General features: G+C 74.1%; 23 protein-coding genes and 1 riboswitch. All 23 genes read right to left on the bottom strand.

Annotated features, from left to right (window positions below; translation table 11 throughout):
• Position 1: 1 nt before the first annotated feature.
• The 23 genes from VFJ21_11515 to VFJ21_11405 all read right to left on the bottom strand — a co-directional run bounded on the left by VFJ21_11515 (position 2) and on the right by VFJ21_11405 (position 23,407).
• Positions 2-388 (bottom strand): response regulator, encoded by a 387-nt coding sequence (locus VFJ21_11515; GenBank protein ID HET7407750.1) that lies wholly within the window; start codon positions 386-388, stop codon positions 2-4.
• Positions 385-1,596 carry an acetylornithine transaminase gene (locus VFJ21_11510; GenBank protein HET7407749.1) on the bottom strand — a complete coding sequence of 404 codons (1,212 nt, stop codon included), beginning with the start codon at positions 1,594-1,596 and terminating at the stop codon, positions 385-387. Before VFJ21_11510 ends, VFJ21_11515 begins: the two co-directional genes overlap by 4 nt.
• Positions 1,593-2,462: an acetylglutamate kinase gene (argB, locus tag VFJ21_11505; protein ID HET7407748.1), complete on the bottom strand. Its 870-nt coding sequence runs from the start codon at positions 2,460-2,462 to the stop codon at positions 1,593-1,595. Before argB ends, VFJ21_11510 begins: the two co-directional genes overlap by 4 nt.
• Positions 2,459-3,613 (bottom strand): bifunctional glutamate N-acetyltransferase/amino-acid acetyltransferase ArgJ, encoded by a 1,155-nt coding sequence (gene argJ, locus VFJ21_11500; protein HET7407747.1) that lies wholly within the window; start codon positions 3,611-3,613, stop codon positions 2,459-2,461. Before argJ ends, argB begins: the two co-directional genes overlap by 4 nt.
• Complete coding sequence (gene argC / locus VFJ21_11495; protein HET7407746.1) at positions 3,610-4,611, bottom strand: N-acetyl-gamma-glutamyl-phosphate reductase; 1,002 nt, start codon at positions 4,609-4,611, stop codon at positions 3,610-3,612. Before argC ends, argJ begins: the two co-directional genes overlap by 4 nt.
• A gap of 54 nt (positions 4,612-4,665) precedes the next feature.
• Positions 4,666-7,125, bottom strand: a complete 2,460-nt coding sequence (gene pheT, locus VFJ21_11490) for a phenylalanine--tRNA ligase subunit beta (GenBank protein HET7407745.1) — start codon at positions 7,123-7,125, stop codon at positions 4,666-4,668.
• Positions 7,125-8,228, bottom strand: coding sequence for a phenylalanine--tRNA ligase subunit alpha (pheS, locus tag VFJ21_11485; GenBank protein HET7407744.1), 1,104 nt, complete (start codon positions 8,226-8,228; stop codon positions 7,125-7,127). The genes pheT and pheS overlap by 1 nt, the downstream gene beginning before the upstream one ends.
• 132 nt (positions 8,229-8,360) lie before the next feature.
• Complete coding sequence (locus VFJ21_11480; GenBank protein ID HET7407743.1) at positions 8,361-9,431, bottom strand: ATP-binding protein; 1,071 nt, start codon at positions 9,429-9,431, stop codon at positions 8,361-8,363.
• 11 nt (positions 9,432-9,442) lie between these two features.
• Complete coding sequence (locus VFJ21_11475) at positions 9,443-10,213, bottom strand: RNA methyltransferase (GenBank protein ID HET7407742.1); 771 nt, start codon at positions 10,211-10,213, stop codon at positions 9,443-9,445.
• A gap of 101 nt (positions 10,214-10,314) precedes the next feature.
• Positions 10,315-10,704, bottom strand: a complete 390-nt coding sequence (rplT, locus tag VFJ21_11470; GenBank protein HET7407741.1) for a 50S ribosomal protein L20 — start codon at positions 10,702-10,704, stop codon at positions 10,315-10,317.
• Positions 10,705-10,773: 69 nt separating this feature from the next.
• The gene (gene rpmI, locus VFJ21_11465) at positions 10,774-10,968 is read right to left on the bottom strand and encodes a 50S ribosomal protein L35 (protein ID HET7407740.1); all 195 of its coding nucleotides are present in this window, start codon (positions 10,966-10,968) and stop codon (positions 10,774-10,776) included.
• Positions 10,969-10,990: 22 nt separating this feature from the next.
• Positions 10,991-11,578 (bottom strand): translation initiation factor IF-3, encoded by a 588-nt coding sequence (gene infC / locus VFJ21_11460; protein HET7407739.1) that lies wholly within the window; start codon positions 11,576-11,578, stop codon positions 10,991-10,993.
• A gap of 257 nt (positions 11,579-11,835) precedes the next feature.
• Positions 11,836-12,711, bottom strand: coding sequence for an ATP phosphoribosyltransferase (gene hisG / locus VFJ21_11455; protein HET7407738.1), 876 nt, complete (start codon positions 12,709-12,711; stop codon positions 11,836-11,838).
• Between the two features lie 44 nt (positions 12,712-12,755).
• A complete protein-coding gene (gene ribH / locus VFJ21_11450; protein HET7407737.1) occupies positions 12,756-13,259 on the bottom strand; it encodes a 6,7-dimethyl-8-ribityllumazine synthase in 504 nt (167 codons plus the stop codon).
• Positions 13,256-14,764, bottom strand: coding sequence for a bifunctional 3,4-dihydroxy-2-butanone-4-phosphate synthase/GTP cyclohydrolase II (locus tag VFJ21_11445; protein HET7407736.1), 1,509 nt, complete (start codon positions 14,762-14,764; stop codon positions 13,256-13,258). The genes ribH and VFJ21_11445 overlap by 4 nt, the downstream gene beginning before the upstream one ends.
• Entirely contained in the window at positions 14,761-15,447 is a 687-nt protein-coding gene (locus VFJ21_11440) for a riboflavin synthase (GenBank protein HET7407735.1), read from the bottom strand. The genes VFJ21_11445 and VFJ21_11440 overlap by 4 nt, the downstream gene beginning before the upstream one ends.
• Positions 15,447-16,523 (bottom strand): bifunctional diaminohydroxyphosphoribosylaminopyrimidine deaminase/5-amino-6-(5-phosphoribosylamino)uracil reductase RibD, encoded by a 1,077-nt coding sequence (gene ribD / locus VFJ21_11435; protein ID HET7407734.1) that lies wholly within the window; start codon positions 16,521-16,523, stop codon positions 15,447-15,449. Before ribD ends, VFJ21_11440 begins: the two co-directional genes overlap by 1 nt.
• A 136-nt stretch (positions 16,524-16,659) precedes the next feature.
• Positions 16,660-16,788, bottom strand: a riboswitch (FMN riboswitch).
• Positions 16,789-16,862: 74 nt separating this feature from the next.
• Positions 16,863-17,813, bottom strand: coding sequence for a response regulator (locus VFJ21_11430; GenBank protein ID HET7407733.1), 951 nt, complete (start codon positions 17,811-17,813; stop codon positions 16,863-16,865).
• The gene (rpe, locus tag VFJ21_11425; protein HET7407732.1) at positions 17,810-18,481 is read right to left on the bottom strand and encodes a ribulose-phosphate 3-epimerase; all 672 of its coding nucleotides are present in this window, start codon (positions 18,479-18,481) and stop codon (positions 17,810-17,812) included. The genes VFJ21_11430 and rpe overlap by 4 nt, the downstream gene beginning before the upstream one ends.
• Positions 18,482-18,517: 36 nt before the next feature.
• Complete coding sequence (locus tag VFJ21_11420; protein ID HET7407731.1) at positions 18,518-19,852, bottom strand: RsmB/NOP family class I SAM-dependent RNA methyltransferase; 1,335 nt, start codon at positions 19,850-19,852, stop codon at positions 18,518-18,520.
• The gene (fmt, locus tag VFJ21_11415) at positions 19,849-20,772 is read right to left on the bottom strand and encodes a methionyl-tRNA formyltransferase (GenBank protein ID HET7407730.1); all 924 of its coding nucleotides are present in this window, start codon (positions 20,770-20,772) and stop codon (positions 19,849-19,851) included. Before fmt ends, VFJ21_11420 begins: the two co-directional genes overlap by 4 nt.
• Before the next feature lie 42 nt (positions 20,773-20,814).
• The gene (def, locus tag VFJ21_11410) at positions 20,815-21,363 is read right to left on the bottom strand and encodes a peptide deformylase (protein HET7407729.1); all 549 of its coding nucleotides are present in this window, start codon (positions 21,361-21,363) and stop codon (positions 20,815-20,817) included.
• A gap of 64 nt (positions 21,364-21,427) precedes the next feature.
• Complete coding sequence (locus VFJ21_11405; protein ID HET7407728.1) at positions 21,428-23,407, bottom strand: primosomal protein N'; 1,980 nt, start codon at positions 23,405-23,407, stop codon at positions 21,428-21,430.
• Positions 23,408-23,459 lie beyond the last annotated feature (52 nt).

The following is a 23,459-nucleotide window of genomic DNA, read 5'->3' as shown; positions in this document are numbered from 1 at the left end:
GTCAGGCTCCCTCGGGGTCGGTCGGTCCGCCGGTGATCTGCGCGACCCGCTCGAGCAGCTCGGCCACCGCGAACGGCTTGGTGAAGACGTTGTCGTCGCCGAGCAGGTTCTGCAGCCCCGGCACTGCGTCGACCTTGCCGGTCACGACGACGACGGGTACGTCGGCGAGCACGGGATCGCCCCGCAGCTCTTCGAGGACGCGGATGCCGCCCAGGTCCGGCATCATCAGGTCGAGGAGGATCACCGCCGGTCGCATGCTGCTCGCCTTGACCAGACCGGCCAGGCCGTCGGAGGCGACGGCGACCTCGTAACCCTCGGCGGTGAGCAGCGTGTGCAGCAACCCGCGCACGCTGGGGTCGTCCTCGACGACGAGCACCTTCGGCGTCACGACGCCTCCGCGCCCGCCGCCGCGAGGATCCCCGGCAGGGCATCGACGAACGACCTCGCCTGCTCTGCGGACAGGATCAGCGGCGGGGCCAGGCGGACCGCGTCGGGCGCGACCGCGTTGACGATGAAGCCGGCGTCCCGGCCCGCCGCCTCGACCCGACCCGCGGCCTCGCCGTCCAGCTGGAGCGCGAGCCAGAGGCCGCGCCCGCGCACCGACTGCAACCCCGGTCCCTCGACCTGCTCCAGGGCGGACTTCCAGGCGCCGCCGACGGCGGTCACGTGGTCGAGCAGGCGGTCCCGCTCGATCGTGTCGAGCACGGCGAGTGCCGCCGCGCAGGAGACGGGGTTGCCGCCGAAGGTGGAGCCGTGGTCGCCGCGCTGCAGCGCCTCGGCCGCCCGCCCTCGGGCCAGGCAGGCGCCGATCGGCAGCCCGCCGCCGAGGCCCTTGGCGAGGGTGACCACGTCGGGCGCGACGCCGTCGTGCTGGTGGGCGAACCACGCGCCGGTGCGGCCGATGCCGCCCTGCACCTCGTCGAGAACGAGCAGCGCGCCGGTCTCGTCGCAGGCGCGGCGCGCCGCCGCGAGGTAGCCCGCCGGCGGTGGCACCACGCCCGCCTCGCCGAGGGTGGGCTCGAGGAACACGGCGGCGGTCCGGTCGTCAACGGCACCCGCGAGAGCCTCGGCGTCGCCGTACGGCACGAACGTCACGTCGATGCCGAACGGGGCGAACGGTTCCCGGATCGCGGCCTTGCCGGTGAGGGCTAGCGCACCGAGCGACCGGCCGTGGAAGGAGCGCTCGGCGGCGACGAAGCGGCGCCGGCCCGGACCCGCGGCGCGCAACGCGATCTTGATGGCGGCCTCGTTGGCGGTGGTGCCGTCGTTGCAGAGGAACACCCGCACGTCGTCGCTGCCGCCGGCCGAGATGAGGAGGCCGGCGAGGCGTTCGGCCAGGGCGAGGGCGGGCTCGTTGATGTAGAGGTTCGACGTGTGGGCGACGCGTGCGACCTGCCGGCTGACGGCCTCGACGATCGCAGGATGGGCGTGGCCCAGCGAGGAGACCGCGATGCCGCCCACCAGGTCCAGATAGCGCTTGTCGTCGGCGTCCCAGACCCAGCAGCCGTCGCCGCGCGCGATCGCCATCGGCGGGATGCCGTAGTTGCGCATGAACACCGCGTCCCAGCGCTTGGCGAGTGTCTCGTAGGCGCTCATGACGCCACCACCATCGTGCCGACCCCCTCGTCGGTGAACACCTCGAGCAGCACCGCGTGCGGCACCCGCCCGTCGATGACGTGCGCGGCAGGGACACCGCCTTGTACGGCGCGCAGGCAGGCCTCCATCTTCGGGACCATGCCCTCGGCCAGGCTCGGCAACAGCTCGGCGAGCTCGCTCGCCGTCAACCGGCTGACGACCTCGTCGCTGGCCGGCCAGTCGCGGTAGAGACCCTCGACGTCGGTGAGCACGACGAGCTTCTCGGCACCGAGCGCGACGGCCAGCGCCGCTGCGGCCGTGTCGGCGTTGACGTTGTAGAGCTCACCGTCACGACCGACCGCCACGGTGGCCACGATCGGGATCCGGCCGTCGCCGAGCAGGGCCTGTACCGCGTCGGGCCGGACGTCGACGACGTCGCCGACCTGGCCGACGTCGACCTCCTCGCCGTCGACGAACGCGCCGCGGCGCTCCGCGGTGAACAGGTGGGCGTCCTCGCCGGACAGGCCGACCGCGAACGGGCCGTGTGCGTTGACCAGTCCGACGAGGTCGCGGTTGACCTGACCGACCAGCACCATGCGCACGACCTGCATCGTGTCGGGCGTCGTGACGCGCAGCCCGCCGGTGAAGACGCTCTCGACACCCAGCCTGTGCAGGTGCGCGGTGATCTGCGGGCCGCCGCCGTGCACGACGACGGGACGGATGCCGACGTAACGCAGGAAGACCACGTCCTCCGCGAACGCCGCCTGCAGGGTCTCGTCGGTCATCGCGTTGCCGCCGTACTTGATGACGACGGTGCGGCCGTGGAAACGCGCCAGCCACGGCAGCGCCTCGACCAGCGTCGCGGCCTTCTCGAGTGCTGCGGTCATGTGGAGTAGGCCGAGTTCTCGTGCACGTAGTCCGCGGTCAGGTCGGTCGTGACGACGGTCGCCGTGGCATCACCCGCGTGCAGGTCGACGACGACGTGCACGTCACGGGCGCTCATGTCGACGAGAGCACGATCCTCGCCGGTGGCACTGCCCCGGCAGACGAACACGCCGTTGATCGCGATGTCGACGCCGTCGGGCTCGAAGGCGGCGTCGGTGGTGCCTACGGCGGACAGCGCGCGACCCCAGTTGGGATCCTCGCCGTGAACCGCGCACTTGAAGAGGTTGCTGCGGCCGACGGCGCGGCCGACCGTGACCGCGTCGTCCTCGGTGGCCGCCCCGACCACCTCGATGAGGAGGCGCTTGCTGGCGCCCTCGGCGTCGTCGGCCATCTGCGCGGCGAGATCGGCACAGACACCGCGGACGGCCGCGGCGAACTCGTCATACGCCGGCGCGGCGCCGCTCGCGCCGCTGGCCAGCAGCAGGACCGTGTCGTTGGTCGACATGCAGCCGTCGGTGTCCAGCCGGTCGAACGTGACCCGAGTGGCATCGCGCAGCGCCCGGTCACAGGTCTCGGCGTCGACGTCGGCGTCGGTGGTGACCACGACGAGCATGGTCGCGAGGGCGGGGGCGAGCATGGCCGCGCCCTTGCCCATCGCGCCGACCGTCCAGCCGTCGACGTGCTCGAGGAACGACGTCTTCGCGACGGTGTCGGTGGTGCGGATCGCCTCGGCGGCGTCACGCCCGCCGTCGGCGGAGAGGCCCGCCGCCGCCTTGGACACTCCGTCGAGGACCCGGTCGAGCGGCAGGCGTACGCCGATGAGCCCGGTTGAGCAGACCGCGACCTCGCCCGGGTCGACGCCGACGGCCGCAGCAGTGGCCTCGGCGGTGCGGTGGGTGTCGGCGAACCCGTCGGGACCGGTGCACGCGTTGGCGCCGCCGGAGTTGAGCACGACCGCCCGCACGCTGCCACCGCGGACGACCTCGCGGGACCAGGTGACCGGTGCGGCCTGGATGCGGTTGGTGGTGAAGACGCCGGCAACCGCCGACCGGGGGCCGTCGTTGACGACCAGCGCGAGGTCGGGGGTGCCGCTCTCCTTGAGGCCGGCGGTCACCCCGGCGGCGCGGAAGCCCTTGGGCGTCGTGACGCTCACGGGGCCACCCCGTCCGCCGACAGGCCGAGCGCCTCCGGCAGGCCGAGCGCGATGTTGGCGTTCTGCACCGCCTGGCCGGCCGCGCCCTTGCCGAGGTTGTCGATCGCACTGACGACGATGACCCGCCCCGAGTCCACGTCGACCGTGGCCTGCAGGTGGCAGGAGTTGGAGCCGAAGGTCGCGCCGGTGTGCGGCCACTGGCCGGCCGGCAGAACGTGGACGAACGGCTCCCCGTCGTAGGCCGCCGCGAGAATCTCCCGCGGGTCCTCGCTACCGGTCGGGCGGGCCGTGACGGTCGCGAGGATGCCGCGCGGCATCGGTGCGAGGACGGGCGTCAGGCTCAGGCTGCGCGCACCGGTCGCCTGCTTGATCTCGGGGACGTGTTGGTGTGCGCCCACCTTGTAGGGCGACAGGTCGCCCATGACCTGGCTGGCCATCAGGTGCGGTTTCGCGCCGCTGCCCGCACCGCTGGTCCCACTGGCGGCGACGACCACGACATCGTCGGCCTCGACGGCACCCGAGGCGATCAGCGGGGCGAGCGCGAGGGTGACCGCAACCGCGTAGCACCCGGTGTTGGCTATCCGGGTGCTGGCCGCGATCCGCTCGCGCTGGCCCGGGATCTCGGGCAGGCCGTAGGTCCAGGTGCCCGCGTGCGCGCCGCCGTAGTAGCGCTCCCACGGGCCGGCGTCGGCGAGCCGGAAGTCGGCGCCGAGGTCGACGACGAGGCAGTGCTCGGGCAGCTGTGCGGCGATTGCCGCGGACTCGCCGTGCGGCAGGGCCAGAAAGACCAGGTCGGCGGTCAGGGCGTCGGGCGTCGCCGCGTCGAACACGCGGCCGTAGTAGCCGGTCAGGTGCGGGTGCACCTGGGACACGGGCCGGCCGGCGTTGGACCCGGCGGCCAGCCCGACCACGTCGATCTCCGGATGTGCGTGCAGCAGACGGAGCAGCTCGCCGCCCGCGTAGCCACTGGCTCCGGCGACGGCCGCGGTGATCCCCATGCGGCCAACTATACAGACACCCGCATATCTATGCGCAATCGGTTTAGTGGCGCCTCAGGCGCCGCGGAGCACCGCCCCCACGCGCCGCCCGGCCTCCTCGACTGCCGCGTCTCGGGCGACTGTCGCCTCCTCGGTCGACAGGGTCCGGTCGGCCGCCCGGAACCGCAGCGCGTAGGCCAGCGACTTCTTGCCCTCGCCGAGCTGCGCACCCGCGAAGACGTCGAAGAGCCGCAGCGACTCGAGCAGCGGCCCGGCGCCGGCGCGCAGGGCGGTCTCGACCGCGGCTGCCGGCACGGAGGCATCGACGAGCAGCGCGACGTCGAGAGACGCGGCCGGGAACGCGGAGACCAGCGGGCCCGGTACCGCGTCGGGCACGGCAGCGAACACCGGCGCGAGCGCGATCTCGGCGGCGCAGGTCCGGGGCGGCAGCGCGAGCGCGTCGACGACCCGCGGGTGCAGCTCCCCGGCCCAGCCGATGACCTGTCCCCCGACGCTGAGCTCGGCGCAGCGTCCGGGGTGCCATGGCGCGACCTGTGCAGCGGCGACCTCGAGGCACACGCCGAGGCCGTCGGCGACCGTGCGGGCGGCCTGCACGGCGTCGGGCCAGCCGGTGTCGCGGCCCTTACCCCACCAGCCGGCCGGCTCCCACTGCCCGCACAGGACCGCGCCCAGATGCAGTGGCTGGTCCGGCAGGGCGGCCTCGATGCCGGCCAGCTCCTCGGCAGTGGGTCGTCGCGTGACCGGCGGCCTCGGTGCGGCCGGCACTCCAGCCGGGTCGCGGAACACCGACCCGATCTCGAACAGCGACAGGTCCGTGGCGCCCCGGCTGACGTTGCGGGTCAGCGCGGCGAGCAGCCCGGGCAGCAACGTCGCCCGGAGCAGCGGCTCCTCCTCGGACGAGGGGTTCGCGACCCGCACGGTTGCCCGCCGCGGGTCGTCGACGCCGAGCATCAGCCGGTCGCTGTCGGAGTCGGAGGTGAACGGGTAGGTGAGCACCTCGACGTAGCCGACATCGGCGAGCAGGCGACCGACACCGCGGCGCCACCGCTGCTCGATCGTGAGCCCGGCACCCGCCGGCGCGACCGGCACCAGCCCCGGGATCTCGTCGTAGCCCTCGAGGCGGGCGACCTCCTCGACCAGGTCGACCGGTCGGCGCAGGTCCGGCCGCCACGACGGCGGAGTCACCTGCAGCGGATCGTCTCCCTCGACCTCACAGCCGACGTCGACGAGCCGGCGGCGGACCGTGTCGACCGGATAGGCCACGCCGGCCAAGCGCCCCGGCAGGGTCGCATCGAGGGTGATGACGGGCCGCGCGGGCCGGGCGTCGACGTCGGTCACCGCGGGCTCTGGACGGGCGCTGCCGAGCCGCGCCAGCAGCTGCACCGCGACTTCAGCGGCGTAAGGCGCGAGTGCATCGTCGACCCCACGTTCGTAGCGCCGCGAGGCCTCGCTGGCCAGCCGGTGCCGACGGGCCGTGTAGGCGATCGCCACCGGGTCGAAGCGCGCCGACTCGACGACGATCTCGGTCGTCGAGCCGGTGATCTCCGTGGGGCCACCGCCCATGACGCCGGCGAGGGCGATCGGGCCGGAGTCGTCGGTGATCACCAGGTCGTCGGGGTGCAGCGCGCGGTCGACGCCGTCGAGGGTGGTGAGCCGCTCCCCCGGCATCGCCCGGCGTACGACGATCGCGCCGCGCAGCGCCGTGCGGTCGAAGGCGTGCAGCGGCTGGCCGAGCTCGAGCATCACGTGGTTGGTCACATCGACCGCGAGCGAGATCGGCCGCATGCCGGCGAGGGTGAGCCGGCGTTGCAACCATGCCGGGCTCGGTGCTGTCGGGTCGAGTCCGGTCAGGGTCCTGGCGACGTAGCGGGAGCAGCCGTCGACGTCGTCGACACGGACGGGATACCCGGCGGCGTCGACGGACGGCAGCGCCACGGCGGCCGGGTCGCGGTAGCCCACGCCGAGGGCCAGCGCTGCGTCGCGCGCCACGCCGCGCACCGACAGCGCGTAACCCCGGTCGGGGTTGACCGCGACGTCGAGCACCTCGTCGCGCAGGTGCAGCGCGGTGACGACGTCGGCGCCCAGCGGCAGGCCACCGTCGAGCACGAGGATGCCGCTGTGGTCGTCGGACAGGCCGAGCTCCGCCGCAGAGCAGATCATGCCGTCGGAGACCTTGCCGTAGGCCTTGCGCGACTCGATGGTGAACCCGCCGGGCAACCGCGCGGGGGGCCGCGCGTAGGCGACGACGTCGCCGGCCGCGAAGTTGCTCGCTCCACAGATGACCATGCGCTCGTCGGTGCCGTCGGTGATCCGGCACCAGCGGATCGGCTTCTTGAAGCCTTCGAGCGGCTCCACGTCGAGGACCCGCGCGACGACGACGTTGTCGATCTCGCCGCCGATCACCTCGACCCGTTCGACCTTGAGACCGACCCTGGTCAGGGCGGCGGCGAGGTCGTGACCGCCGACCTCGGGCAGGTCGACGTAGTCGCGCAGCCACGACAGGGGGACGCGCATCAGTGCTCCCGCCCCAGCGCCAGGCTGACCCGCACATCGCCCTCGATCAGGTCGCGGATGTCGCCCATGTCGTGCCGCGCGAGGAGCGTGCGCTCGATGCCCATGCCGAACGCGAACCCGCTGTAGCGCTCGGGGTCGACACCGCCGGCCGTCAGCACGGTGGGGTGCACCATGCCGCAGCCACCCCACTCGATCCACCCCTCGGAGCCGCAGGTGCGGCAGGCGGGCGCCCCCGGCTTGGCCGACTCGCCGTGGCAGACCCAGCAGAGCAGGTCGACCTCGGCCGACGGCTCGGTGAACGGGAAGTGGTCGGGGCGCAGCCGGGTGTGCACGTCGGGGCCGAACATCGCCTGGGCGAACAGCTCGAGCGTGCCCTTGAGGTGGCCCATCGTGAGGCCCTCGTCGACCGCAAGCCCCTCGACCTGGTGGAAGACCGGGCTGTGCGTTGCGTCGAGCGCGTCGTTGCGGTAGGTGCGCCCGGGTGCGACGACGTAGCACGGGGCGCCCCGGGTCAGCAGCGTGCGCACCTGCACGGGTGAGGTCTGGGTGCGCAGCACGACGCCGCGCGAGGGCGGCTCGATCCAGAAGGTGTCCTGGGTCTCCCGCGCCGGGTGGTGTGGTGGGACGTTGAGGGCGTCGAAGTTCAGCCACTCCGCCTCGACCTCGGGCCCGTCGGCGACCTCCCACCCCATGGCGACGAAGACGTCGGCGATGCGATCCATCGCGAGCGTGAGCGGGTGGCGGGCGCCCCTCGGCCGGCGGTCCCACGGGAGCGTGACGTCGACGGCCTCGTCCAGCAGGGTGTGCCGGTCGCGCGCGGCAACGAGCTGCTCGTGGCGGTCGTCGTACGCCGTCTGCAGGGCGGTGAGCGTCTCGTTGACCCGCCGCCCCGCCTCGGCACGGGCCTGCGGCGGGAGTACGCCGATCTCCCGGCGGGCCAGTGCGACCGGCGAACGCTGCCCCAGATGAGCGGTGTGCGCCGCGGCGAGCGCGTCGAGGTCGGGGGCCGCGGCGAACGCCGCGCGGCCCAGCGCGACGGCGTCGTCGAGCGCGGCTGCGGACACCGCCTGCACCTGCTTCGGGTCGTAATCGGGCGCGGACATGAAAGGGAACTCCAGCAGTGGGATGACGCGTCAGTCTACGGAGGCGAGACTTCTAACTACGCCGGTCGCCGGCCGAGCATCGCGGGGCGCACGCGAGCGACAACGCAGCGAGGCGACGGCCAGCGGGCGGCGTCAGCGCGCGAAGGCGGGGGTGCCGGCAGGCAGGGTGAATCGGAACAGCGCCCCACCACCGGGTGCCCGGCCACTCTCGATCGCGCCGCCGTGCGCCTCGACCAGCCCCTTGGTGATGTAGAGACCGAGCCCGGTCCCGCCCCGCCGGCTGCCGCGCCAGAAGCGGCCGAAGATGCGGGGCTGCACGTCGGGGTCGATGCCGGGGCCCTCGTCGGTGACCGTCACCTCGGCACCCCGCTCGCCGGCGACCGTGGCGGGCGCGACCGTGACGGTCACCGTGCCGGCGCCGTGGCGCAGGGCGTTCTCGACCAGGTTCGCCAGCACCTGTGCCAGCTTGTCCGGGTCGATCCACATCTCCGGCAGCTCCCCGGTCACCTGCAGCACGAACCGGTCGCGCTCCTCACCCGAGGCGACCCGGCCGTCGAACACCTTCTGCACGGCGGCGGGGAGGTCGACGACCTGGCGGCGCAGCTCGAGCCGACCGGCGTCGATGCGGGAGACGTCGAGCAGCTCGGTGATGAGCCGGGTCACCCGGTCAGCGTCGGCGTTGACGGTCTGCAGCATCAACTGCTTCTGCTCGTCGGTGAAGCGCTCCCATTTGGCCAGCAGCGTGGCTGTGAACCCCTTGACGCTGGTCAACGGCGAGCGCAGCTCGTGGGCAACCGTGGACACGAGGTCCGCCCGGCTGCGCTCGTCGCGCTCACGCGCGCCGGTGTCGCGAAAGCAGACCACGAGCCGGGAGAGGCGAGCGCCGTTGCGCACGTAGCGGGCGGTGACCAGCAGGTCGCGTGGCTCGCCGCCGCAGGGGACGTAGGTCAGCTGCCGCTCCGGCTGGCGGGTGCGGGTGGGCAGCCCGTCGTAGGGCCGGGTGCAGGCCCACCAGTCGCGGCCGGTGGGGTCCTCGAGCGGGAGCACCTCGCGGAAGTCGCGTCCGATGGCCGCGTCGGCCGAGCAGCCGAGCATGCGCTCGCCCGCGGGGTTGAGAACCGAGACGAACCCCGCGTCGTCGGCGACGAGCACGCCATCGGGTAGCTCGTCGTAGGCGTGCTTGTCCGGCAGTCCCCCGGTCACGGTCGCCCAGCCTAGCCGTCGGGCGGCCGGTTTTCGCGCTGCGCGCGCGCCGACGCGTAGAGACAGACGGCGGTCGCCGTGGCGAGGTTGAGGCTCTCGGCCCTGCCGTGGATGGGCACCCGGACCACTCGGTCGGCCAGCGCGCGCACCGCCTCGGGAAGCCCCCAGGCCTCGTTGCCGAACAACCACGCGGTCGGGCCGTCCAGCCCGCCGGTGTCGGCGACCTCGTCGAGGTCGTCGTCGGCCTGCCCGTCGGCGGCCAGGACGGCAAGGCCGGCGGACCGCAGCCGTGCGACGGCGGCTGCGACCGGCACGCCGGTCACGAAAGGGAGGTGGAAGAGGCTGCCGGCCGACGCGCGCACGCACTTGCCGTTGTAGGGGTCGACCGACGTGTCGGTGAGCACGACGGCGTCGGCACCGGCGGCGTCGGCGGTGCGGATGACGGTGCCGGCGTTGCCGGGATCGCGTACGGCGTAGAGCACGGTGACCAGCCGGGGCGGGTTGACGAGCACGTCGTCGAGCGTGACGTCGCAGAAACGTGCGACCGCGACGAGTCCCTGCGGGGTGACGGTCTGGCCGAGGGCCCCCAGCACCTCGCCGCTGACGAGGTGGATCGGAATGCCGCCCGCCGCCTCGAGGATGTCGGCATGGCGGGCGGCCGCCTCGTCGGTGGCGAACAGATCGGTCACCAGACCGCGCGGGTCCGTGACCGCCTCCCGCACCGCCTGCGGCCCCTCGACGAGGAACGCACGGTCGGCCGACCGGAAGGCGCGTTTGGCCAGCCGCCGAGCAGCGGCGACCGGCCGGGCGCGGACGGACGTGATCAGGCGCGCGGACCCGGCCGCGTGCGGTGGGACCGGGCAGGTCGGCCCGTCTGCCGCGCTCAGGCGGGCGAGCCCGCCGGGGCGGTCTCGGTGGCAGGAAGCGCCGCGCGGGCGACCTGCACGAGCGCGGTGAACGCCGCCGGGTCGGTGACCGCGAGGTCGGCGAGGTGCTTGCGGTCGACCTCGACGCCGGCCGCCTTGAGCCCCTGCACGAACCGGTTGTAGGTCATGTTGTTGGCGCGCGCGGCGGCGTTGATGCGCTGGATCCAGAGCTGGCGGAACTCGCCCTTGCGCTTGCGGCGGTCACGGTAGGAGTAGCCGAAGGAGTGGAGGACCTGCTCCTTGGCCTTGCGGTAGAGCCGCGACCGCTGGCCGCGGTAGCCGCTGGCGTGCTCGAGGACCTCGCGACGCTTCTTCTGGGCGTTGACTGCGCGCTTGACGCGTGCCACGGACGTTCTCCTTGCTGCGACGGCCGTCCACCGGAAGGCGGGCGGCCGGGACTGGGCCGAGGGGTCGGGTCAGAGGTTGAGCAGGTTGCGCATCTTGGCGTCGTCGGCCTTGGAGAGGGTCACCTCGTTGTGCAGCCGGCGGGTGCGCGTGGACGGCTTGTGCTCCAGCAGGTGGTTGCGGTTGGCCCGGCGCCGCATGAGCTTGCCGCTGCCGGTGAGGCGGAAGCGCTTGCTCGCCCCGCTGTGGGTCTTCGCCTTGGGCATCTGGCCGTTCTCCTCTATCCCGTCACTCGTGAGCGGCGGGCTCGCGCTCCGCCGTCCGGTGCTCCGCCCGCTGGTTGCGGTGCGGCGCCATCACCATCGTCATGTTGCGACCGTCCTGCTTGGGCGACGCCTCGACGAAGCCGAGGTCCTCCACGTCGGCCGCCAGCCGCTGGAGCAGCCGGAAACCGAGTTCGGGACGGGACTGCTCCCGCCCGCGGAACATGATCGTGATCTTGACCTTGTCGCCCTGCTTCAGGAAGCGCACGACGTGACCCTTCTTGGTCTCGTAGTCGTGCGGGTCGATCTTCGGCCGGAGCTTCATCTCCTTGATCACGGTCTGCGCCTGCTTCTTGCGGGCTTCCCGCGCACGGACGGCGGATTCGTACTTGAACTTGCCGTAGTCCATGAGCTTGCAGACCGGTGGCCGCGCGGTCGCGGCGACCTCGACGAGGTCGAGGTCTGCCTCCTGGGCCAGCCGCAGCGCATCCTCGATGCGCACGATGCCGACCTGCTCGCCGCCCGGCCCGACGAGGCGCACCTCGGGGACGCGGATCCGGTCGTTGATCCGTGGTTCGACGCTGATGGGACCTCCTGGTGAATCGTGTGGCACGGGGTCGGCGAACGACGACGGCCCCGCTCGACGCTGCGCGCGGGGCCGGCTCCGACCGGTCGGCGGGCACGTGCCGGCTGGCACGCGACCACAGGCTCACCCGCCGAGACGGGTGGCCCTGACCGGACCCGTCGGCCCGTGGGCCGCGCGGGTGGGAGCGGTGCTCCGCTTGCTGACGGGCGCATGGACGCCCGCCGGTCGTACGGCCAGGTTAGCACCGGCTTCCCGGCGCCTGTTCCCGTGAACCGGGAGTCGGGCTACTCGACGATCTTCGAGATGGGCAGCTCGAGGATGTCGCGGGCGCCGGCCGCCTTCAGCGCGGGGATCAACCGGTTGACGCCCTGCTTGGGCACCACGGTCTCCAGCGCCCGCATGTCGCCGGCGGCCAGCGTCATGATCGTCGGCGACGCCATCGCCGGCAGCACCCCGAGGACCTCGTCGAGGCGCTCGGCCGGCACGTTGAGCTTGAGCAGCACCTGCCCCCGTGCTCGCAACGCCCCCTGCAGCAACAGGTGGATGTCGTCGATCGCGGCACGCTTGACCGGGTCCTCGTAGGCGTCTCGGTTGGCGATCAGCTCGGTGCGGCTGGTGAGCAGCGTGGCGATCACTTTCAGCCCGGCCTTGCGCAGGCTCGAACCGGTCTCGGTGATGTCGACGATCGCGTCGACGATGTCGGGGATCTTCGCCTCGGTCGCCCCGTGGCTGGTGAAGACCTTGGCCTTGACCCCGTGCTCCTCGAGGTAGCGGCGGGTGGTCTCCGGCATCTCGGTGGAGATGCGTACGCCGTCGGGCAGGTCCTCGGCCCGCTCCCACGCGGACTCCTTCGGGACCGCCAGCACGACCCGGACGAGCGCGGCGCCCTGGCGGCCGCCGCCGATCTCGCCGAGGCTCACGACGTCGGCGTTGGTCTCGGTGATCCAGTCGCGGCCGCTGATGCCGAGGTCGAAGATGCCCTGCTCGACGTAGGTCGGGATCTCCTGCGGCCGCAGGAAGCGCACCTTGTCGATGCGCGGGTCGTCGACGGAGGCGTGGTAGTCACGGTCGGAGCCGCGGAGCACGCCGAGGTCGGCGGCGGCGAAGAGGTCGAGCGTCTGCTTCTCGAGGCTGCCCTTGGGCAGGACGACGGCGAGCACGGTGTTGCCTTTCGAAGAAGGGATGCGGGACGGGGCACGGCGTGTCAGGCCGTCCGCGCATGGACTCCAGTCTGTGGCATCCCGAGACGGCGCAGCGCCGCGGCGGTTTCGAGTGCGGCCAGCGCGGCCTCGCGCCCCTTGTCCTCGCGTGAGCCGGGCAGCCCGGAGCGGTCGAGCGCCTGGGCCTCGTCGTCGCAGGTGAGCAGCCCGAAGCCGACCGGTGTGCCGGTGTCGAGCGCGACCCTGGTCAGGCCGTCGGTGGCCGCCCGGCAGACGTAGTCGAAGTGCGGGGTGCCCCCGCGGATGACCACACCGAGGCAGACGACGGCATCGTGCCCGCGGGCCGCGGCGAGGGCGGCGACCGGCAGCTCGAAGGCGCCGGGGACGCGCACGACCGTGGGCTCGGCCACGCCGCACTCGGCGAGGCCGCGAAGGGCGCCGTCGAGCAGGGCGTCGGTGATGCGGCCGTGCCACCGGGCGGCGACGACGGCGACCCGCAGACCGCTGCCGTCGACTCGCTCCTGGTCGGGGGAACCGGTGCCGCTCACGGCGTCACCGGGGCCGGAGGGTCGACCATCTCGTCCTGATCATCCGCCTCGCCGGCGTCGTGGCCGGGCCGGCGCTTGCCGTTGCCGCTCGTGCCGCTGCCGCCGTTGGTGGCGAAGGCCGCGGTGGCGAACGGGCTGAGCGCGCGGACGGCCCAGACCGCGTTGCGAACCGCCTCGGGCTCGGCCGCGGCGGCCGGCTGCGTGACCGCCGGCGGCAGCGCATCGGCGCTGGCCTCCGTCGCCTCGTCGTCGTAGGTCGGCAGGTCGGGGATGTCGTGGCCCATCCGGTCGCGCTTGGTGCGCAGGTAGCGGAGGTTCTCCGGCGTCGCGACGGCCGGAAGCGGCACCCGGCCGCTGATCTGCAGGCCGTAACCCTCGAGGCCGACCCGCTTCGCCGGGTTGTTGGTCAGCAGCCGCATGCTGCGTACGCCGAGGTCGACGAGGATCTGCGCGCCGGTGCCGTAGTCGCGGGCGTCGGCCGGCAGCCCGAGCTCGAGGTTGGCGTCGACGGTGTCGGCACCGGCGTCCTGCAGCTGGTAGGCCTGCAGCTTGTGCAGCAGGCCGATGCCGCGACCCTCGTGGCCGCGCACGTAGAGCACGATCCCGCACCCCTCGGCGGCGACGGCGGCGAGCGCCGCGTCGAGCTGCGTCCCGCAGTCGCAGCGCTGGCTGCCGAACACGTCTCCGGTGAGGCACTCCGAGTGCACGCGCACGAGCACGTCGCGACCGTCGCCGATGGAACCGCGGACCAGCGCCACGTGCTCGATCCCGTCGAGCAGGCTGCGGTAGCCGACCGCCCTGAAGTCGCCGTACTTCGTCGGGATCCGGGCGTCCGCGACGGCCACGACCTGTGACTCGGTGCGACGCCGGTAGGCGATGAGGTCGGCGATCGAGACCATGGTCAGGCCGTGCTCCGCAGCGAACGCCTCGAGCTCCTCGCTGCGGGCCATGTCTTGCGGGTCCTTCTGGCTCACCACCTCGCACAGCACGCCGGCGGGGCGTAGGTCGGCCAACCGGCACAGGTCGACCGCCGCCTCCGTGTGGCCGGCGCGGCGCAGCACGCCGCCGGGCTTCGCGCGCAGCGGCACGACGTGGCCGGGCCGGGTGAAGTCGGCTGCCGTCGCATCCGGGTCGGCGAGCAGCCGGATCGTGTGGGCCCGGTCGGCGGCGGAGATGCCGGTCGACACGCCCTCGCGGGCGTCGACCGTGACGGTGTAGGCGGTGCCGCGCTTGTCCTGGTTGACGTGGAACATCGGCGGCAGGTCGAGGCGATCGCAGTCGGTCTCCTCCAACGGCACGCAGATGTAGCCGGACGTGTAGCGGACCATGAATCCGACCAGGTCGGGAGTCGCCTTCTCCGCGGCGAAGATGAGGTCGCCTTCGTTCTCGCGGTCGGCGTCGTCGGTGACGAGGACCGGCTTGCCGGCCGCGATGTCGGCGATCGCCCGCTCGATCGCGGCGAACGGCGTCACGTCGGCCGGGTCGCTCGCTGCTTCGGAGGTCATGCTCGCTCCCCATTGCTGGTCGCCGCCGGCGGACCGGTCGGCGCTGCTGCTGGTTGCCCGCGCACCGACGCGGTGGCGGGCGGTATCTCGCTCGTCCGTGCGGCAACGAGCTTCTCGACGTACTTCGCGACGACGTCGACCTCGAGGTTGACCGGGTCACCGGCCTGCTTCGTGCCGAGGGTCGTCAGCGCCAGTGTCGCCGGGATCAGGCCGACGCAGAAGTGCGCCGGGCCGACCTCGACGACGGTCAGGCTCACCCCGTCGACGGTGATCGAGCCCTTCTCGACGACGTAGCGCGCCAGGTGTGCCGGCAGCGCGACGCGCACGGTCTCCCAGCGCTCGCCCGGCATCCGCGACTCGATGCGCCCTACCCCGTCGACGTGGCCCTGCACGAGGTGGCCGCCCAGCCGGGTGGCCAGGGTGGCCGCGCGCTCGAGGTTGACCGGGTCGCCCGGGCCCAGGCCGCCGAGGCTGGTGCGGGCGAGGGTCTCCCCGATGACGTCGGCGGTGAACGTGTCGCCGGTGGTCTCCACGACGGTCAGGCAGACGCCGCTGACGCTGATCGAGTCGCCGTGGCGCGCGTCGGCGGTGACGACGGGCCCGCGCAGGGTGAGCCGGGCCGCGTCGCCCGTCCGGTCGAGCCGGACGACCTCACCGCGCTCCTCCACGATGCCCGTGAACATCAGCTCTCGCCCTCTCCCGGCACGGTCGCGACAAGTCGTACGTCGTCGCCGACGCGCTCCACGCTGTCGAGGCGGAGCCGGCGCGCCCCGGCGATCGTGGCGACGCCGGCGTCGGCGAGGGCGGCAGGGCCGGCGCCGAGCAGGGCGGGCGCGACGTAGCCGACGACCCGGTCGACGAGGCCGGCCGCGAGGAACGCCCCGGCGAGCGTCGGCCCGCCCTCCAGCAGGACCAGGAAGATCTCGCGCTCGTAGAGCGCGGCCTGCAACGCGCGCAGGTCGACGTGGGGGCCGGAGAGCGGCAGCGCCACGATCTCTGCCGGAGTGGCCCGCAGCGCCTTGACCCGCTCGGGGTCGGCCTCGTCGCCGACGGCGACGATCGTGCGGGCCTCGCCGTCGAGCACGCGCGCGGTCACCGGCGTGCGTGCCGCGGTGTCGACGACGACGCGGGCGGGCCGGCGCGGCCAGTCGAGGCCCCGGACCGTCAGCAGCGGGTCGTCGGCGAGGACGGTGCCGCTGCCCACGAGCACGGCGTCGGCCTGCGCCCGCATCAGGTGGACGTCGGCGCGGGCCTGCGGGCCGGTGATCCAGCGGCTGGAGCCGTCGGCGGCGGCGCTGCGTCCGTCCAGCGTGGCGGCGTACTTCCACGTCACGTGCGGGCGGCGACGGGCGACGGCGGTGCGCCACGGACCGACGACCGCGTCGGCCTCGTCGGCGAGGACTCCGTCGGTGACGGTGATGCCGGCGGCGCTCAGCTCGCCCGCACCGCCGGCTGCCGGGCCGTGCGGGTCGCCGAGGGCGAAGACGACGTGGGTGACGCCGGCGTCGATCAGGGCGCGGGTGCACGGGCCGGTGCGTCCGGTGTGCCGGCAGGGCTCGAGCGTCGTGACGGCCGTCCCGCCGCGGGCCCGCTCCCCCGCCTCGGCGAGTGCGACGGCCTCGGCGTGCGGGCCGCCCACGGCCTGCGTGCTGCCGGAGCCGACGACCTGTCCCGCGCGGTCGAGGATGACCGCGCCGACGGCCGGGTTGGGGTTGCTGCGGCCGAGGGCCTCGCGGGACAGCGCGATGGCACGACGCATCGCATCGGCGTAGGCCGACCCGTCGCCGCTCACCGCACCTCCCGCCTCTGCGTCCACGCGCACCCGCGACAGGCGGAGAAAGCACGGCGGGACGGGAGGCGGCGCCGGCGGAGAGACCGCCGAGCCGCGACCGCCCGCGCGCGTCCTCCCATCCGGACTCTCACCGTCGGTCCCGGAGTTGCACCGGGTCAACCGGCCGCCGGCTGCGGTCGGGTCGCGGACTGTTACCGCCGGTTCGGAATTGCACCGACCCCGGAGCGCGCGTGCTGTCGCTCTGCCCGCGATTGTCGCACGCGACCGACGCGCCGTCGAACGAGGTTCGGTTTCAGGTGACGAAGATCACGGGCCGGGTTCGTCTGCGCGGCTGCGGACGCGGCGGTCGACGGCCACCGCGGAGCCGGCGGTGTTCTTGGCCACGCTCTTCATCTCCGTGGCCACCTCGACCAGCTCACGGTGATCGCGCAGGTCCAGGCGAGACGTGAGCGCGACGCCCACCGAGACCGACACCAGCGGGTAGCGGCGAAGCGAGCCTTGCCGGTCGACGACCGACAGGTAGCCGTTGGCCACGTCGTCGGGATGGTGCAGCCCGGGCACCGCCGCGTCGAACACCTCGAGCGTGCGCCTGGCGAGCTCCTCGGCGGTCTCCTCCGAGCAGAGCAGCACGAAGTCGTCACCGCCGACATGACCGACGAACGCCCGCGGGTCGTCGGAGGCGGCGACCACGGTCTTCAGCGAGGACGCGAGCAGCATGATCACTTCGTCGCCGCGGATGAAGCCGTAGCAGTCGTTGAAGGCCTTGAAGTTGTCGATGTCGAGGTAGCACAGGGCGAACTGCTCCCCCGACGACAACCGCGCCGACAGCTCGAGATCGATACGGGTGTTGCCGGGCAGGCCGGTGAGCGGCGAGACCGCCCGCATCTCCGCGTTGCGGCGCATCGTCGAGCGCACCCGTGCGATGAGCTCCAGCGTGTCGAACGGCTTGAGCATGTAGTCGTCGGCGCCCGCGGTGAGCCCGACGACCTTGTCGGCCGAGAGGTTCTTCGCCGTCAGCATGATGATCGGGATGTTCGCCGTGGCCGCGTCGGCGCGCAGCCGCCGGCACAGCTCGACGCCGTCGACGCCGGGCATCATCACGTCGGTCAGGATCAGGTCCGGCATCTGCTCCGCGACGGCGTCGAGCGCCTCGCGCCCGTCGTGCGCGACGATCACGCCGAAACCCTCGAGCTTCAGGTTGATCTCGAGGAATCGCGCGATGTCCACGTCGTCGTCGACGACCAGCACGAGGCTCACGAGGAGTCCTCGACGGCGCCGAGCGCCGCGGCGCGCAGCCGTTCGACGGCGGCTCCCGGGTCGTCGGCGCGGAACACCGCGGAGCCGGCCACGAAGACGTCGGCGCCCGCCTCGGCGCAGCGCACGATCGTGTCCTCGTCGACCCCGCCGTCGACCTGCAACCAGACCGCCGACTCGCGCTCGCGCAGGATCTGCCTGGCGCGGCGCACCTTGGGCAGGACGACGTCGAGAAACGCCTGGCCGCCGAAGCCCGGCTCGACGGTCATCACGAGCAGCATGTCGAGCTCGGGCAGCAGGTCGGCGTAGGGCTCGACCGCCGTGGCGGGCTTGAGCGCCATGCCGGCCCGGGCGCCGGCCGCGCGGATCGCCCGCGCCAGGCGCACCGGGGCGTGGGCCGCCTCGACGTGGAAGGTGACGTTGCCGGCGCCCGCCTCCGCGTAGGCCGGGGCCCAGCGGTCGGGGTCCTCGATCATGAGGTGGCAGTCGATGGGCTGCGCGGCGTGCTTGAGCAGACTCTCGACGACCGGCAGGCCGAGCGTGAGATTCGGGACGAAGTGGTTGTCCATGACGTCGACGTGCAGCCAGTCGGCGCCCGGGACGGCGGCGGCCTCGTCCGCCAGGCGGCCGAAGTCGGCCGACAGGATGCTCGGCGCGATCTGCACCCCCACACGACGAAGTCTAGGTGCCAAAGGCCTGCCGGCCGGTCACGTTCGCCGCAACAGGGCCACGAACATCGCGTCGGTCCCGTGCCGGTGGGGCCACAGCTGCGCGCCGGGGCCGGACCCGACGTCGGGGATCCCGAGCAGGGCCGGGGTGTCGAGCGTCGCGACGTCGTCACGGCTGGCGGTCACCGCCGCGACGACGGCCTGGGTCTCCGCCCGGTGCGGGGAGCAGGTGACGTAGGCGACGACCCCGCCGGAGCGAACCGCGTCCAGCGCTCGCTCCAGCAGCCGGCGCTGCAGCGGGCCGAGACGCACGACGTCGTCCGGCGTACGCCGCCACCGCAGCTCCGGCCGGCGCCGCAGCGCCCCGAGACCGCTGCACGGCACGTCGACGAGCACCCGGTCGAAGGTCCCGTCGCGCCAGGCCGGTCGGGTGCCATCAGCGACGACCGTCGCGGCCGGCGCGCCGGCCAGCGCCCGAGCGGCCAGGCGGGCGCGGTGCGGTTGTCGGTCGACGGCCAGCAACCGCGCGTCCCGCTGGGCGGCCACCCCGGCGAGGAGGGCCGCCTTGCCGCCGGGACCCGCGCACACGTCGAGCCATCGCGCGTCCGCGCCGGTGATCGGGGCCTGGGCGAGGGCGAGTGCCGTCACCTGACTGCCCTCGTCCTGCACGGCGGCGCGGCCGTCACGGACCGCCGCGAGCGCGGCCGGGTCGCCGCCGGTGGTGCGGACCGCGTAGGGCGAGTAGAGGCCGGGCTCGCCACCGCTCGCCGCCACCAGCTCCTCACGGGTGATGCGCCCGGGACGGGCGACGAGGTGCGTGCGCGGCCGGTCCTCGGCGAGGGCGGCGGCCGCCTCGGTGCGGTCGCCACCGAGTGCGTCGGTGTAGGCGTCGAGGATCCACCGCGGGAAGCCGAGCGAGAGGGCGAGCCGGTCCGCTCCCTCGACCGGCGCGAGCGCCGCGATCCAGCCGTCCCAGTCGTGACCGGCGGCTCGGCGCAGGACGGCGTTGACGAAACCGGCGGGCCGCGGGCCGGCCACCTCGCGGACGAGGTCGACGGTGGCCGCGACGGCCGCGTGCGAGGGCACCCGCATCCGCAGCAGCTGGTAGGCACCGAGCCGCAGGCAGGCCAGCGCCTCGTCGTCGATCCGGTCCAGAGAGCGATCGGCGCAGCGCGCGAGCACCACGTCGAGGCTGCCCTGCCAGCGCAGGGTGCCGTAGGCCAGCTCGGTGGCGAAGGCCGCGTCGCGCTCGTCGAGCCGGCGCTCGCGCAGTAACCGCGGCAGCAGCAGGTTGGCGAACACGCCGGCGGTGGCGACGGCGTGCACGACGTCGTAGGCCGTCCGCCGGGCCGGATCGCGGGGCTGCCGGCTCACCCGAACCGGTCGTCGGGACCGGGGCGTACGCCGCGGGCCCAGGCGTCCGCCGCCATCACCGGCTTGCCCTCGGGCCGGACGTCGCCGAGCCGGACGGGCGTGGTGCCGGTGCCGACCAGCACGCCGCCCTTGTCGACGCGCAACGCGCCGGGCGCCAGCGCGGGTTCGTCGGTGACGGTGACGGGGCCGACCTTGAGGCGTCTGTCGCGGAAGGTCGTCCAGGGGCCGGGCGCGGGGGTGCCGGCACGGATGAGCCGGTCGACACGACGGGCCGGAGCCGTCCAGTCGACCCGGACGTCGTCCGGGGTGAGCTTCGGCGCGAGCGAGACGCCGTCGGCCGGTTGCGGCCGCGCGACCAGCTCGCCGGACGCGATGCCGTCGAGGGTCGCCACGAGGAGCCCCGCGCCGGCCTGCGCGAGCCGGGCGAGCAGGTCGCCGGAGGTGTCGGTCGGCCGGATCTCCTCAGTGAGCACGCCGAAGACCGGCCCGGTGTCCAGCCCCTCCTCCAGGAGGAACGTCGAGGCGCCGGTCACGTCGTCGCCGGCCATGATGGCGTGCTGCACGGGGGCCGCACCTCGCCACGCGGGCAGCAGCGAGAAGTGCAGGTTGACCCAGCCGTGGGCGGGGATGTCGAGCGCGGCGCGCGGGACGAGGGCGCCGTAGGCGACGACGGGGCAGCAGTCGGGCGCCAGCTCGGCGAGCCGCTGCAGGAAGTCGGGTTCGCGAGGGCGGGCGGGCGTCAGCACCTCGAGACCGGCACCGAGGGCGGCCTCCTTCACCGGGCTGGGTCGCACCGTGCGGCCGCGGCCGGCCGGTGCATCGGGGCGGGTGACGACAGCGACGACCTCGTGGGCGGAGTCGAGCAGCGCGTGCAGGGACGGCACGGCCACGTCGGGCGTGCCGGCGAAGACGAGCCGCACGTCAGCGCACCGCCGAGGTCTCGGGGACGGCGGGGCGGACCACTACAGCGCCCGGCCGAGCGTGGCGTGCGGCGAGACCTTGACCTGCGGTGCGGGGGCGCCGAACCACTCCGCCTCCCGGATCGCCTTCATCGCGACCTTGCGCTGCTCGGGGTCGAGCCGGTCGATGAACAGGATGCCGTCGAGGTGGTCGGTCTCGTGCTGGAGGCAGCGGGCCATCAGGGCGCTGCCCTCGAGCACAACCGGGTCGCCGTACATGTTGAAGCCGCGCGCCACCACGGTCTGCGCGCGCTTCGTCGGGAAGGCCAGGCCCGGGAACGACAGGCAACCCTCCTCGCCGTCCTGCTCCTCGTCGGAGAAGGGACCGAGCTCGGGGTTGATGAGATGCCCTACCGTCTCGTCGACGTCGTAGACGAAGACGCGCAGGCCGACGCCGATCTGTGGCGCGGCCAGGCCTGCGCCGGGCGCGTCGGTCATCGTGTCGACGAGGTCGCGGACGAGGACCCGCAGCTCCTTGTCGAAGGTGGTCACCGGTACGGCGGGCGTCGTCAGCACGGGGTCGCCGAACAGGCGGATGGGCTGGACGGGCACGCGTGCTCCTCGCGGTCGTGGGCGCTGGTCCCGAGTCTAGGTCGACCGGGTAGCGGTCCCCTGGTCACAGCAGCTCGATCGGGTCGATCTGGACCCGCACCGGATCCGCCGCCTTGCGGGCACTGCGCGCCGCGGCCGCGGCCTTGAGCGCTGCGCTGAGCACGGCGCCGTCGCGCGGCGGCACCCGCACCAGCAGCCGCTCGTGGCCCCCGGGAGCCGGCACCGGCCCCAACACCTCGGCAGCAGCGGGCAGGTCGGTCGCCGCGAGCAGGTCGGACACGGCGGCCGGCGCGCCCGTGAGCGCGGCCAACCGCGCGGCGGGCGGGAAGCGCAGCTCGGCGCGGGCCGCCAGCTCCCGGCCGGCGTGCCAGGCCGGTGCCCACCGGATCAGCGCCTGCACCGCGGGCAACCCGGACTCGGCCGCGACGACGACCGTGCCGCCATCCGCTCCCGCGCGGACCAGGGCCGCCGCGTTGAACCACCTGCGCAACGCCTCCTCCCCGGCGCGCAGGTCGGGCCGGGTCAGCAGCGCCCACCCGTCGAGCAGGAGTGCTGCCCCGTAGCCGCCGTCGGCCACCGGCTCGGCTCCGGGCGTGGCGACGACGAGGGACGGTTCGGCCGCGACGGTGGCGAGCACCCGGTCGCCGGCCGAGGTGGCGACGGGGACGCCGGGAAAGGCGCGGCCGAGCTCCTCCGCCGTGCGCCGCTCCCCCACGACCGCGGCGCGCAGCCGGGCCGACCCGCACTCGGGGCAGTGCCAGTCGGCCGCCGGCCGGCCGCACCATCGGCACGCGGGCACCGTGACGTCGGGCCGACCGGAGCGCCCGAGCGGGCCGGCGCAGTGCGCGCACCGTGCCGGCGACCGGCACTCGGCGCAGGACAGCGCGGGTTGGTAGCCGCGCCGTGGCACCTGGACGAGCACCGGCCGGCCGAGGCCGAGGGCGGCGCGGGCGGCGTCCCAGGCGACCGTCGGCAATCGCGCCGAGCGGGCGGCCGGGTCACGGGCCAGCGCGGCGTCGTCGCCCAGCGGCGTCACCCTCGGCGCGCCGGCGCGCAGTGCGTTGCGGTCGGGCTCGAGCGGCCGGGCCCACCCGGTCGTGAGCAGCCGAGCCCCCTCCGCTGTGACGGCGAACCCGCCAACGACCGCCCCCGCGCCCGTCAGGTGCGCCCGCTGGAGGAGCACCTCGCGCGCATGTGGGTACGGCGCGCGCGGCTCGGCGTGCAGGTCGTCACCGTCGTCCCAGATCACGACCAGCCCGAGGTCGTGCACCGGCGCGAACCCCGCCGCCCTGGTGCCGACCACCACCTGCACCGAGCCACGCCGGACGGCGAGAAAGCGCCGGTAGCGCTCGGCCGGCCCGGCATCGGCAGTGAGCACGATGTGCCGGCCGGCACCGAGCCGGGCCGCGAACGCGGCATCGAGGCGGTCCGCATCGCGGGCGTCGGGCACGACCACGACCGCGCCGCGACCGGAGGCCAGCGTCGCCTGCGCGAGTGCGGCGATCTCGTCGGGCCAGCCACCGCCGGGCAACGCCGGCCAGACCAGACGCGGAGACTCGCCCCCGGCCAGCGCCTGCAGGGCCGCCGGCCCGTCGACGTAGCGGGCGAGGGCACTCGGGTCGGGCGGCGCGGGCGGCGCAAGGGGGTCCGGAGAAGGCTGGCGCTCGGTCGCCCCGTGCCGCGGCGGGATCGCCAGCCGCAGAACGTCGGCGAGCACACCCGCCTGCCGGTCGGCCACCGCCCGAGCCAGGGTGGCCACCTCCGGGGACAGCACCGGTTCGGCCGAGGTCGCGCGGGCCAGGAACGCGAGCCGGCCCTCGTGCTCGCTCCTCTGCGTGCGCTCGAGGACGTAGCCGTCGACGAGACGCCCGGCGAAGCGGACACGCACGCGGGCCCCCGGCACCGCGGCCGCATCGTGCTGCTCGGCCACGAGGTAGTCGAACGGCCGGTCGAGGTGCGGCAGCGACACGTCGACCGCCACCCGCGCGACCGGCAAGGTCGCCGCGAGCGTCAGCGACGAGGGCTTGCGCCCGGAACCGGCCACGCCGGTTGTCTACCAGCGGCGGACGACGGATCGCCGCTTGTCCACAGCGGGG

The organism is Mycobacteriales bacterium (genome assembly GCA_035690485.1).
GTDB lineage: Bacteria > Actinomycetota > Actinomycetes > JAFAQI01 > DASSKL01 > DASSKL01.
The sequence above is the reverse complement of the archived record's forward strand: the minus strand, read 5'-3'. Positions and strand labels throughout refer to the sequence as shown.

Excerpts from the sequence above, each read along its gene's own strand:
- VFJ21_11510 (HET7407749.1), bottom strand. The coding sequence starts at position 1,596 with ATGAGCGCCTACGAGACACTCGCCAAGCGCTGGGACGCGGTGTTCATG.
- argB (HET7407748.1), bottom strand. The coding sequence starts at position 2,462 with ATGACCGCAGCACTCGAGAAGGCCGCGACGCTGGTCGAGGCGCTGCCG.
- argC (HET7407746.1), bottom strand. The coding sequence starts at position 4,611 with ATGGGGATCACCGCGGCCGTCGCCGGAGCCAGTGGCTACGCGGGCGGC.
- pheT (HET7407745.1), bottom strand. The coding sequence starts at position 7,125 with ATGCGCGTCCCCCTGTCGTGGCTGCGCGACTACGTCGACCTGCCCGAG.
- pheS (HET7407744.1), bottom strand. The coding sequence starts at position 8,228 with ATGTCCGCGCCCGATTACGACCCGAAGCAGGTGCAGGCGGTGTCCGCA.
- rpmI (HET7407740.1), bottom strand. The coding sequence starts at position 10,968 with ATGCCCAAGGCGAAGACCCACAGCGGGGCGAGCAAGCGCTTCCGCCTC.
- VFJ21_11445 (HET7407736.1), bottom strand. The coding sequence starts at position 14,764 with ATGACCTCCGAAGCAGCGAGCGACCCGGCCGACGTGACGCCGTTCGCC.
- VFJ21_11440 (HET7407735.1), bottom strand. The coding sequence starts at position 15,447 with ATGTTCACGGGCATCGTGGAGGAGCGCGGTGAGGTCGTCCGGCTCGAC.
- ribD (HET7407734.1), bottom strand. The coding sequence starts at position 16,523 with ATGCGTCGTGCCATCGCGCTGTCCCGCGAGGCCCTCGGCCGCAGCAAC.